This is a genomic window from Trinickia sp. (genome assembly GCF_051961175.1).
Taxonomy (GTDB): Bacteria; Pseudomonadota; Gammaproteobacteria; order Burkholderiales; family Burkholderiaceae; genus Trinickia.
In genome coordinates this window covers 1-12,062 of the sequence record NZ_JBQCDN010000126.1, presented here as the reverse complement: position 1 = coordinate 12,062, position 12,062 = coordinate 1, and the positions used below count along the sequence as shown (strand labels likewise).

Genomic DNA, 12,062 nt, shown 5'->3' with positions numbered 1-12,062 from the left:
CGACCGAGGCCGATGGCGTGACGCGCCGCTCGGACGGCACGAGTTCGCGCGCGACGCATACGGCCGTCAAGGCCGACGACGAGGCGATGAACCAGCTGCAGGGTGCGCTCGAGCGCCGCGAGCAGGTGCGGCTGCACGATTTGCAGGTCAAGTTGATGGCCGCGATCGAAGCCAATCCGGTGCTGCGCCAGTTCAAGCAGCAGATCCGCATCGATTCGACGCTCCAGGGGCTGCGCATCGAGATCGTCGATACCCAAAAGCGCCCGATGTTCGCCACGGCCAGCGACGATGTCGAGCCGTACATGCGCGACATCCTGCGCGCGATCGGCCAGACGCTGAACGACGTGCCGAACCGCATCGTCGTCCAGGGTCATACCGATGCCGTGCCTTACGCGGGTGGCGGCAAGGGTTACAGCAATTGGGAGTTGTCGGCCGACCGCGCGAACGCGTCGCGGCGCGAACTGATCGACGGCGGAATGGCTGAGGACAAGGTGATGCGCGTGCTCGGGCTCGCCTCGACGCAGAACCTGAACAAGGCGGATCCGCTCGATCCGGAGAATAGACGCATAAGTATCATCGTTCTCAACAAAAAGTCCGAGGACGCCTTGATGCATGATGACTCGACGACGACGACGCTGTCGGACAACGCGGCGAGCGCGGCGCCGATCGTCGGCAAGCTCGCACCGGATGCGGCATCGGTGAAGGGCCTGCCGTCGGGCACGGGTGCGGTGAACGCGATGGGCCTGCCTGCGAATGCCGGCAAAGCGGTGGTGAGCAAGTGACAGAAGCGCGCGCCGTCCTTCCCGCGATGCGGGTGCCTGACGAACGAACGGACGGACGAGCGTGATGAACGCAACAAGCGCGGGTGCGGTGTGAGGCATTCATGATCAGGAACATTTTGGCGATCGACGATTCGGCCGCGATGCGTGAAATCCTCGCGGCGACGCTGCGTGCGGCTGGCTACGAGGTGACCGTGGCGGCCGACGGCGACGAGGGTCTGGCAAGCGCATTGGCGCGCAGCTTCGATCTCGTACTCACCGATCAGTACATGCCCAAGCGCAGCGGGCTCGACGTGATCGCGGCGCTGCGTTCGCAGCCGGCTTACGCGGTCACGCCGATCTTCGTGCTGACGACGGAAGACGGCGTCGCATTCAAGGATGCGGCGCGTGCGGCAGGCGCGACGGGCTGGATCGAAAAGCCGCTCGATCCCGATACGTTGACGGAACTCGTCGACGCGCTCAATGCGTGAGGCGGGGCGAAGACGAACGGCGGACGAACGGCGCGCGGGTACGGCTCGCGCGGCGAATGGCAGGAAAGGATAGGGCATATGCGGCGCAAAGCGCGCGCATGGAAACGGATCGACAACGCGCTACCTGCGAAGCACTCGACTCATAGCGGTGATTGAAGCATGACACTCGACATTACCCAGTTTTATCAGACGTTCTTTGACGAGGCGGATGAGCTGCTCGCGCAAATGGAGCAGCTGCTGCTCAACTTGAACGTCGGCACGCCCGATCCGGAGGATCTGGCTGCGATTTTCCGTGCGGCGCATTCGATCAAGGGCGGGGCGGCGACGTTCGGCTTCACGGCCTTGACCGAAACGACGCACATCCTCGAATCGCTGCTCGATCGTGCTCGCAACAACGAGTTGAAGCTGCGCAAGGACATGATCGATACGTTCCTCGAGACGAAGGACGTATTGGCCGACCAGCTTGCCGCGTATCGATCGAGCACCGAACCCGATGCCGCGGCCGCTGCCGCGATCTGCGCGAAACTCGAACGGCTGCATGCCGAGGGTAACGGCGCACCCGCCGCCGAACAGGCGCCGGCGGCGGCACCCGCGGCAAGTGCGCCAAGTGCGCCAAGTGCGCCTGCCGCGGACGCGGAGGGTGGCACGCCCGAGCATGTCGTCGAGCAGGCCGTCGAAGCGGCCCACGGCTCGGCGGCGCCGGGCAAGGGCGAATCGAACAACGCCCGGCCTCACCTGAAAGTTACGCTACGGGGGGTGGGGGAGAAGGACCAGGCGCTGCTGATCGAAGAATTAGGGAACCTGGGCAACATCGTCGGACAGGTGAAGAGCGGCGGCGACTTGACCGTCTACCTCGACACCGACGTGCCGTCCGACGACATCACTGCTGTGTGCTGCTTCGTGATCGACGAAAGTCAGATTGCGATCGGCCGCGGCATGGCGCCCGACGCCGGGGCCGAGGCGGTCCCGGCGGAAAGTGCACCGCAAGCGAGTGCGCCCGCGGCTCAAGCGAGCGCGCCGGCGCCGGCCGCCGCAGCACCCGCACCGGCTGCAAGCGCACCGGCAGCATCGGCCGCGCCCGCGCCGGAACCCAAGGCCGAGCCGGCCACGAACGTCGCCGCAGTCGCCGCCGCGCCAGCGGGCGGCGAGGACAAGAAGGCGCGTCCGGCCGCCGCCGCGGCGGGCGAAGGCAGCTCGATTCGCGTCGGCGTCGAAAAAGTCGATCAGCTGATCAACCTCGTCGGCGAACTCGTCATTACACAAGCGATGCTCGCGGAAACGACGAGCACGTTCGATCCGGCACTGCACGATCGGCTCTTCAACGGGATGGCGCAGCTCGAGCGCAATGCGCGCGATCTGCAAGAGACCGTGATGTCGATCCGCATGATGCCGATGGATTACGTCTTCAGCCGCTTCCCGCGCCTAGTGCGCGATCTCGCGGCGAAGCTCGGTAAAAACGTGGAGCTCGTCACCTTCGGTCAAGCGACCGAACTGGATAAGAGCCTCATCGAGCGGATCATCGATCCGCTGACGCACCTCGTGCGCAACAGTCTCGACCACGGTATCGAAACCGTCGAGGCGCGGCGCGCGGCGGGCAAGGACGGCGCCGGCCAGCTCGTGCTGTCGGCCGCTCACCACGGCGGCAACATCGTGATCGAGGTGTCGGACGACGGCGCCGGGCTGCGACGCGACAAGATTCTCGCCAAAGCCATGAAGCAAGGCATGCAGGTGAGCGAATCGATGTCCGACGAGGAAGTCTGGAACCTGATTTTCATGCCGGGCTTCTCGACGGCGGAGCAGGTGACGGACGTATCGGGCCGCGGTGTCGGCATGGACGTCGTCAAGCGGAACATCCAATCGATGGGCGGCCACGTCGAGATCACCTCGCACGCAGGCAAGGGCACGACGACGCGGATCGTCCTGCCGCTCACGCTCGCGATCCTCGATGGCATGTCGGTCAAGGTCGGCAGCGAAATCTTCATCCTGCCGCTGAACTTCGTGATGGAGTCGCTGCAACCGGTGGCCGAGGACATCTATACGGTGGCCAACGGCGAGCGTGTGGTGCGCGTACGCGGCGAATACCTGCCGCTCGTGCCGCTGCACGAAGTGTTCTCGGTCGAGGGTGCGCGCACGGAGCCGACCCAAGGCATCGTCACGATCATGCAGACCGAGGGCCGCCGCTTCGCGATGCTGATCGACGAACTCGTCGGCCAGCAGCAGGTCGTCGTGAAGAACCTCGAAACGAACTACCGCAAGGTGCGCGGCATTTCGGCGGCGACGATCCTCGGCGACGGCAGTGTGGCGCTGATCGTGGACGTGGCGGCGTTGAACCGCGAGAGCCGTGCATCGCACGGCGCAATGAACTTTTCGTAATCCCAACCGTTTGGGGGCTAACGTGTCTGAAGTCCAAACCCATCATGCGAACGGCCTGACCGTCGCTGGCCGTCGCGACGCGCTGCAAGCGGACGCAACCGGTCAAGAGTTCCTGATCTTCACGCTCGGCGCCGAAGAGTACGGCATCGACATCCTGAAAGTGCAGGAGATTCGCGGCTACGACAGCGTGACGCGTATCGCGAACGCGCCCGATTTCATCAAGGGCGTGATTAACCTGCGCGGCATCATCGTGCCGATCGTCGACATGCGGATCAAGTTCCACCTGGGCCGCGTGGAGTACGACCATCAAACGGTCGTGATCATCCTGAACGTCGCGCATCGCGTTGTCGGCATGGTGGTGGACGGCGTGTCGGACGTGCTGACGCTGACGGCGGATCAGATCATGCCCGCCCCCGAATTCGGCGCGACGCTGACCGCCGAATATCTGACGGGCCTGGGTACCGTCGAAGGCCGAATGCTGATCCTGATGGACATCGAGAAACTGATGGTCAGCAAGGAAATGGCGCTCATCGAAGCGTTCGCGCAGTAAGGCGAAGGGCGCCGACGCGCCCAACCGGAGATTCACGATGTTGCAGAACTGGTCGATCCGCACGACGTTGACGGCTATCGGTGCCGTCCTCGTGGCGCTGACCATCGCGGTCGGCGTGCTCGGGCTCATCGCGCTTTCGGCTGCGAACCGCTCGCTCGATTCGCTCGCGCACGGCGATTTGCCGACGATCCACTCGCTCGACGATGCTGGCAGCTACCTGCTGCGCTCGCGCGTGGCGCTCGATCGTTTCCGCGCGTTGTCGGAGGCAAACAACGCCGACGAAGCGAAGAAAGTCCTGGCCCGCGCGCAAGAGTTGCTGGCGAGTTCCAACCAAGCCTGGCAAACGTTCTCCAACACGTCGCGCGAAGGCGTTGACCCGGCGATGGTCGACGAACTCGACGCGCGCCATGCGACGCTCTTGCATGACGGTGTCGAGCCCGAATTCGCGGCCGCGCAGGCGGGCGATCTCGCGGCCTACCATGCGATCGCCGATACGAAGATCAGCCCGATGTTCGTCGCCTTCGACAAGGCGGCCGCCAGCGTGCTGAAGGCTCGTCAGGAACACGCCGAATCGCAGCACGATCAATCGTCGGCGCAGATCACGCTGATGAGCTCGCTGATCATCGCCGTGACGTTGCTGGCGATCGTGCTCGTCGTCTTCATTCGTTTCGCGCTGCGCGGGCTGATCGTCCAGCCGATCAACGATGCCATCGAGCATTTCGAACAGATCGCCGACGGCAATCTGACGCGCTCGGTGCGCAGCTACGGCACGAACGAGATCGGCCGCCTGTACGCGGGCATGGTGCGCATGCAGCAAGCGATGACGACGATGGTCAAGGCCGTGCACGCCGGCACGGAATCGATCGATGTCGGCGCGCGCGAAATCTCGATCGGCAATACCGATCTGTCGCAACGCACCGAAGAGCAGGCCGCCTCGCTGCAGCAAACGGCGACGAGCATGGGCCAGCTCACGGGCACGGTGCGCCAGAACACGGAAAACGCCCGTCAGGCCAGCCAGCTCGCGGTCAACGCGTCCGACATCGCCGTGCGCGGCGGAGAGGTCGTGAGCCAGGTGGTGACGACGATGCAAGACATCGCGACGAGCTCGAACAAGGTCGTCGACATCATCGGCGTCATCGAAGGCATTGCGTTCCAAACGAACATTCTCGCGTTGAACGCGGCCGTGGAAGCGGCGCGTGCAGGCGAGCAAGGCCGCGGCTTCGCCGTGGTGGCGGGCGAAGTGCGTTCGCTCGCGCAGCGCAGCGCCGCGGCGGCCAAGGAAATCAAGGCACTCATCGGCGATTCGGCCGACAAGGTGGCCAGCGGTTCGGATCTCGTTGGCCGCGCCGGTACGACGATGGACGAAATCGTGCAAGCCGTGCGCCGCGTGACCGACATCATGGGCGAGATCAGCGCCGCGTCGGAAGAGCAGTCGACCGGCATCGAAGGCGTGAATCGAGCGCTGTCGCAGATGGACGACGTGACGCAGCAAAATGCGGCGCTCGTCGAGCAGGCGGCTGCGGCTGCTGCATCGCTCGAAGAGCAGACGCGTCAGCTGAAGAGCGTCGTCGAGCAGTGGCGTGTCGACGGCGCGCCCGCATCGGGCAGCGCTCCGTTGCGCGCCGCGGCTCAGCCGGCTGCGAAATCGACAGCGAAACCGGCCCTGAGGCCGGGCGCCGCGCCGGTGCCGAAGCGCGCGGCGAAGGCCGTGCAGGCGGCACCGCGCACGGCGGCCAGCGCACCGCAACTGCCGCGGCCGTCGGCCCCGGCGGCGGGCGGCGCGTCGGAAGCGGCGAACGTCGCATCCGCCACCGCGCAATCGGCGGCGTCGCAAGCGACAGCTGCGGCTCCGGCTGCGAAGCGTGCGGCAGCTGTTTCGACTGCCTCGGCGCCGGTGCGGAACACCTCCGCGCCCGCCCGCAGCGCGCAGCCTGCGGCGACCGCGAAGCCGGCGGCCAGCATGGCTGCGGCCCCGGCCGTGGCGGCATCGAGCAGCAAGTCGGACGACGACTGGGAAACGTTCTGAGGCGGCGGCGCGTGCAAGTGCGCCGCCAGCAGGAAAGGTAGACGAGCATGTGGCGTTTCGGCCCCCCGCCCGCGATCGGGCAACTTATTGCGTCGCGCGGGCTCCAGCGCGAGCGGGGAGCGGCAAGCGTCGGGCACGGCAGCGTCCGTGCCGGCAGCCGGTGCAAGGGTGCATCGGCATGGCCCGGCCATCACGAAGTGAGAGAAGCACCATGACGACAGCGCGCGCATTGTTCCGGTCCGAACGGGCCGAGCCCAGTGCCTCCGGCGATCGCGCCGACGAGCGGCCCGGTTTCGCGGAGCGCTCCGGCTTTGCCGAGCGCGATTTCGAGTTCACCTCGGCGGATTTCGCCCGGATCCGTGAACTCATTCATCGCCGCGCCGGCATTTCGCTGTCCGAGCACAAGCGCGATATGGCCTATAGCCGTCTCGCGCGGCGTCTGCGTGCGCGGGGGCTCGATAGCTTCCGCCGCTATCTCGACCTGCTCGAAGCCGAGAACAGTGCCGAAGAGTGGGAAGCGTTCACGAACGCGCTGACGACCAACCTCACCGCCTTCTTCCGCGAATCGCACCATTTCCCGATTCTGGCCGAGTTCGTGAAGCGCCGTGCGCAGCCGGTTTCGATTTGGTGTTCGGCCGCTTCGACGGGCGAAGAGCCGTACACGATCGCGATGACGCTCGTTGAAGCGCTCGGCGAATCGCAGGCCCGTCAGGCGACGATTCTGGCCACCGATCTCGATACCCAAGTGCTCGCGAAGGGCGAGGCGGGCGTGTATTCGTTCGATCAGGTCAAGGCGCTGAGCCCCGAACGTCTGAAGCGCTTTTTCCTCAAGGGAACCGGTCCACACGCGGGCCTGGTCAAAGTGCGCCCCGAGTTGCGTTCGATGATCCGGTTCGCGCAGTTGAACCTGACCGATGCCGACTACGGGCTGCGCCAGCCGTTCGATGCGATCTTCTGCCGCAACGTGATGATCTACTTCGACAAGCCGACGCAGTCGCAAGTGCTCTCGCGTTTCGAGCCGCTCGTGAAGCCGGGCGGGTTGTTGTTCGCCGGTCATTCCGAGAACTTCACGTATGTGACGCAGGCGTTCCGCCTGCGCGGCCAGACGGTGTACGAGCTCGCGCGCGATGTGCAAGCGGGCGGCCGCTCGCACGCCTCACGTCCGTCGACGCACCAGGAGGCAACGGTATGAGTGCCTTACCCATTGCGACGAATCTGTACTTCGACAACCACTTCGGCCGTCGCGGCGTGAAGCTGCTGCCGAACGAGTTCTACACGACGCGCGAGGACATGGTGCTCGTTACCGTGCTCGGTTCGTGCGTGGCCGCTTGCATTCACGATCGAACGGCCGGGATCGGCGGCATGAATCATTTTATGTTGCCCGACGACGGCGAGCACCCGGCCCAGGCGGCTTCCGATTCGATGCGCTACGGCGCGTACGCGATGGAAGTGCTCATCAACGAACTCATTAAAATGGGCGGCCGCCGCGAGCGGTTCGAAGCGAAGGTATTCGGTGGCGCGGCGGTATTGGCCGGCATGACGACGATCAACATCGGCGATCGCAATTCCGAGTTCGTGCGCCGCTATCTCGGGCTCGAAAAGATCCGCATCGTCGCCGAGGATTTGCAGGGCGTGCATCCGCGCAAGGTTGCGTTCATGCCCGATACGGGCCAGGCCATGGTCAAGAAGCTGCGCCTGCAGCAAGATCCGACCGTTGCCGAGCGCGAACAAGAGCTCGCCAGGCAAGTGGCCGAAGCACGGGCGGCGCGTCACGCCCGGGCGGCACGCGAACGCGGCCACGTCGAATTGTTTGGGGCGAAGGGCGGGGCCGCCGCTGCGGCGAGCAAGCCGCGCATCGAACTGTTCGGCGCACCGCCAGCAAAACCGCGCGTGGAGCTTTTCGGTGCAAACGCACGTACGACTCCGATCAACAGCGCCAAAACCGTAGAGGAGGCGTAGTACCTGTGCAGCAAAAAATCAAAGTACTGTGTGTCGACGATTCGGCGCTGATTCGCAGTTTGATGACGGAAATCATCAACAGCCAGCCCGATATGATGGTCTGCGCCACGGCGCCGGACCCGCTCGTCGCACGCGAGCTGATCAAGCAACATAACCCGGACGTGCTGACGCTCGACGTCGAAATGCCCCGCATGGACGGGCTCGATTTCCTCGAGAAGCTGATGCGGCTGCGCCCGATGCCCGTCGTGATGGTGTCGTCGCTGACCGAGCGCGGCTCGGAAATCACGCTGCGCGCCCTCGAACTGGGCGCCGTCGATTTCGTGACGAAGCCGAAGGTGGGCATCCGCGAAGGGATGCTCGATTACGCCGAAAAGCTCGCGGACAAGATTCGTGCCGCCGCCCGCGCCCGCGTGCGGGCACGCGCGCAAGCGCCTGCCCCGGCTGCGGGCGCCGGCGGCGCACACGGGGCGGCCGCGCATGCACCGATGTTCAACAATCCGCTGGTCAGTACGGAAAAGCTGATCATCGTCGGCGCATCGACAGGCGGCACCGAGGCGATTCGCGAAGTGCTCGTGCCGCTGCCGCCCGATGCACCGGCCGTGTTGATCGCGCAACATATGCCGCCTGGTTTCACGAAGTCGTTCGCCCAGCGCCTGAACGGCCTGTGCCGGATCACGGTCAAGGAAGCCGAGCATGGCGAGCGGGTGCTGCCGGGCCATGCCTATATCGCGCCGGGCCATGCACATCTGTTGCTTGCGCGCAGCGGTGCGAATTACATTGCCCATCTGTCGGACGATCCGCCCGTGAACCGGCACCGGCCCTCGGTGGACGTGCTGTTCCGCTCGGCGGCCCAGCACGCCGGCAAGAATGCGATCGGGGTCATCCTGACCGGCATGGGCCGCGATGGCGCCGCGGGACTGTTAGACATGAGAAATGCAGGCGCATACACTCTCGCGCAGGATGAGGCGAGCTGCGTCGTCTTCGGCATGCCGCGCGAGGCGATCGCGCTCGGCGGCGCCGACGAGGTCGCGCCTTTATCGGAAATGAGCCGCAAAGTGATGGTCAGGCTGGCGGCGATGGGCGATCGAGTGCAGCGCGTATGACCGGCTACGCCCGGTTCTTCGTGCCGACCAATTAGGGTTAAAGGGAAAGAAAGATGGACAAAAGCATGAAAATCTTGGTGGTGGACGATTTTCCGACGATGCGCCGGATCGTCCGCAACCTGCTCAAGGAACTCGGCTACTCGAACGTCGACGAAGCCGAAGATGGCGCGGCGGGCCTGTCGCGCCTGCAAGGCGGCGGCTTCGACTTCGGGATTTCCGCCTGGAATATGCCGCACATGGACGGCTTGGAAATGCTCAAGCGCATCCGTGCCGACGCGGCGCTGTCGCACTTGCCCGTCTTGATGGTGACGGCCGAGTCGAAGAAAGAGAACATCATCGCGGCGGCTCAGGCCGGCGCGAGCGGCTACGTGGTGAAGCCGTTTACCGCCGCCACGCTCGACGAAAAGCTCACGAAGATTCTCGAGAAGATGGCAAAGACGGGGAGCTGAAGTGGACGAGCCCACCAATATGCAAGCGGATGCCGCCGAAGACCGCGCTCTGACGACCGACCGCATTCTTGCGCGCATCGGTCAACTGACGAAGACGCTGCGCGATTCCATGCGCGAGCTCGGGCTGGACAAGCATGTCGAACTCGCCGCCGAGGCGGTGCCCGATGCGCGCGACCGGCTCAAGTACGTCGCCAACATGACGGAACAGGCGGCCGAGCGCGTGCTGACGGCGATCGACATCGCCAAGCCGCTGCAAGAGCAGTTGGAAACCCATGCGGCCGAGCTCGACAGCCGCTGGGAGCGTTGGTACGCCGCGCCGATCGAGCGCGAAGAGGTTCGCACGCTGATGACCGACACGCGCGCTTTTCTCGCGAGCGTGCCGAACGCCACCTCGGCGACGAACCAGAAGCTGCTCGAAATCATGATGGCGCAGGATTTCCAGGATCTGACCGGTCAGGTCATCAAAAAGATCATGGATGTCGTGTACGTTATAGAGCAGCAGCTGTTGACGGTGCTCGTCGAGAACATTGCCCCGGAACGGCGCGAGCAGTTCGCGCAGACGGCGGCGGCGCTCGCGGCCGACCCCAATCCGACGGCGACGCCCGATCACCTGCTCAACGGGCCGCAGATCAACCCGGAAGGAAAGACCGACGTGGTGCAGGATCAAGCCGACGTCGACGATCTGCTCGCGAGCCTCGGTTTCTGACGTATTGCCGTATCGAATCAAGTTTGGAAAGGCGGCCCGCTTGCCGGGGTGCGGCCTTTCGCGGTATCTGCCGCGGGTTGACGCTCGGTCCATCTCCCGCAGGCACGATGTAAAACGGACCGAAAAATGAAGTCGACGGTTCGACTGCGCCGTTCAGGCGCAACAAGATGGCACCGGCAAACCCGCGCCGAGGGGCGCGATAAAAACTATCCATAAAGGGGTTCTTTCCTGATGTCGAATCGGACCATGCACGCCGCGGTTTGCGCGGCGTTCACTTGCGGCCTGTTGCTCGCAGCCGCGCCCGCATCCGCCGCGCTCGGCGGTGTCCCTACGCCGCCGCCCACGGGCGCGGTTTCCAGCTCGCTGGGCCCGGTCGCGCACGTCGCATCCGGTGCGGCCACCGCCAGTACGACGAGCGCTGCCACGTATACCGTGACGCAGACGACGTTCGGCTCGGGCACGGTCGTGCGCGAGTACGTTTCCACCTCGGGCACGGTGTTCGGCATTGCCTGGGGCGGCCCCACGATGCCTAATTTGCCGGTCCTGCTCGGCACTTACTTCCCGCAATTCGACAGCGCGCGCAACGCGCTGCGGGCGGCTCGTCCTGGCCGCGGTCCGCTCGTGATCGAACTGCCGGGCCTCGTCGTGCGCTCGGGCGGACACATGGGCGCGTTTGGCGGACAAGCGTATTTGCCGTCGGCCTTGCCGGCCGGCGTAAGCGCTAGCGATATCCAATAAACGAGCGAGGGCGAGTAGAACCATGTTGCAGATCAATAAGAAATGGGCCCGTGCGCTCGGCGCGCTCGGTTTGGCAGCGATCGTCGGTCTGGTCGCGGGGTGCGGCGGCGGCGGCGGATCGAGCAGTGCCGTCAGTACCAGCGGGACGACCAGCAGCGGCGGTTCGACGACGTCGAGCGGCGGGAATACGAGCAACACGGTGACCACCGCTGGGGCGACGGCGCGAAATCTCGTCCCGACCGCGGCCGTTACCAGCATCACGGGGGCGCTTGCAGCCAATCAGGTGCAAGTGTCCGTGGTGTCCGGCGTGGCCGGCGCCGCGAACATTCCCACGGTGAGCGTGACGATTTGCGTGCACGGCACCGGTACGTGCCAGACGATCGACAACATTCAAATCGATACCGGTTCCTACGGGCTGCGGCTGACGTCCGATGCGCTGAACAGCACGATGCTCAGCAGCTTGCCGGCACAAACGGTGGGCGCAAAGGCGGTGGCGGAGTGCATGGGATTCGCCGACGGCAATTCCTGGGGCTCGGTACGGATCGCGGACGTGCAGATCGGCAGCGAGAGCGCGGCGAGCCAGTCGATCCAGATCTTCGGTGACGTGGCGCAATCCCAGGCGTTTGGCAGCAACAACGCTTGCGAATCCGGCACCCTGCACAACACGAAGGCGAGCATTGGCGCGAACGGCATTCTCGGAATCGGCACCGCGAAGTACGACTGTGGCGACTTTTGTCAGAGTACGACGGCGAATACGGTCTACTACGGCTGCACTGTGAGCGGCAGCACGCTCACGAGCTGCACCGATCAGGCCGTGCCGAATTCGAAGCAGGTGGCCAATCCGGTCCAGTCCTTCGCAAGTGGCGACACCACCGGCGTGATTTTGAACATGCCCGCTGTAGGCTCGAC

Annotated in this window: 12 protein-coding genes; all 12 read left to right on the top strand. The window is 65.1% G+C overall.

The features are described 5' to 3' along the window. A partial coding sequence (motB, locus tag ACTHL0_RS07100; RefSeq protein WP_440565955.1) for a flagellar motor protein MotB occupies positions 1-782 on the top strand: 782 nt, incomplete at its 5' end. A 101-nt stretch (positions 783-883) separates the two neighbouring features. After that, positions 884-1,249, top strand: a complete 366-nt coding sequence (locus ACTHL0_RS07095; protein WP_440565954.1) for a response regulator — start codon at positions 884-886, stop codon at positions 1,247-1,249. Between the two features lie 159 nt (positions 1,250-1,408). Continuing rightward, entirely contained in the window at positions 1,409-3,622 is a 2,214-nt protein-coding gene (gene cheA, locus ACTHL0_RS07090; RefSeq protein ID WP_440565953.1) for a chemotaxis protein CheA, read from the top strand. Between the two features lie 22 nt (positions 3,623-3,644). Further along, positions 3,645-4,172: a chemotaxis protein CheW gene (cheW, locus tag ACTHL0_RS07085; RefSeq protein WP_440565951.1), complete on the top strand. Its 528-nt coding sequence runs from the start codon at positions 3,645-3,647 to the stop codon at positions 4,170-4,172. A 37-nt stretch (positions 4,173-4,209) separates the two neighbouring features. Then, the gene (locus ACTHL0_RS07080; RefSeq protein ID WP_440565950.1) at positions 4,210-6,198 is read left to right on the top strand and encodes a methyl-accepting chemotaxis protein; all 1,989 of its coding nucleotides are present in this window, start codon (positions 4,210-4,212) and stop codon (positions 6,196-6,198) included. Between the two features lie 211 nt (positions 6,199-6,409). Continuing rightward, positions 6,410-7,390 carry a CheR family methyltransferase gene (locus ACTHL0_RS07075; RefSeq protein WP_440565949.1) on the top strand — a complete coding sequence of 327 codons (981 nt, stop codon included), beginning with the start codon at positions 6,410-6,412 and terminating at the stop codon, positions 7,388-7,390. Then, on the top strand, positions 7,387-8,157 hold the full coding sequence (gene cheD / locus ACTHL0_RS07070) for a chemoreceptor glutamine deamidase CheD (protein ID WP_440565948.1): 771 nt from the start codon (positions 7,387-7,389) through the stop codon (positions 8,155-8,157). The genes ACTHL0_RS07075 and cheD overlap by 4 nt, the downstream gene beginning before the upstream one ends. Before the next feature lie 5 nt (positions 8,158-8,162). Next, a complete protein-coding gene (locus ACTHL0_RS07065) occupies positions 8,163-9,260 on the top strand; it encodes a protein-glutamate methylesterase/protein-glutamine glutaminase (protein WP_440565947.1) in 1,098 nt (365 codons plus the stop codon). Between the two features lie 53 nt (positions 9,261-9,313). Further along, entirely contained in the window at positions 9,314-9,709 is a 396-nt protein-coding gene (gene cheY, locus ACTHL0_RS07060) for a chemotaxis response regulator CheY (protein WP_440565946.1), read from the top strand. 19 nt (positions 9,710-9,728) lie between these two features. Then, on the top strand, positions 9,729-10,415 hold the full coding sequence (gene cheZ / locus ACTHL0_RS07055; RefSeq protein WP_440565956.1) for a protein phosphatase CheZ: 687 nt from the start codon (positions 9,729-9,731) through the stop codon (positions 10,413-10,415). Between the two features lie 231 nt (positions 10,416-10,646). Beyond that, a complete protein-coding gene (locus ACTHL0_RS07050; RefSeq protein ID WP_440565945.1) occupies positions 10,647-11,153 on the top strand; it encodes a DUF2844 domain-containing protein in 507 nt (168 codons plus the stop codon). A gap of 22 nt (positions 11,154-11,175) precedes the next feature. Beyond that, a partial coding sequence (locus ACTHL0_RS07045) for a DUF3443 family protein (protein WP_440565944.1) occupies positions 11,176-12,062 on the top strand: 887 nt, incomplete at its 3' end.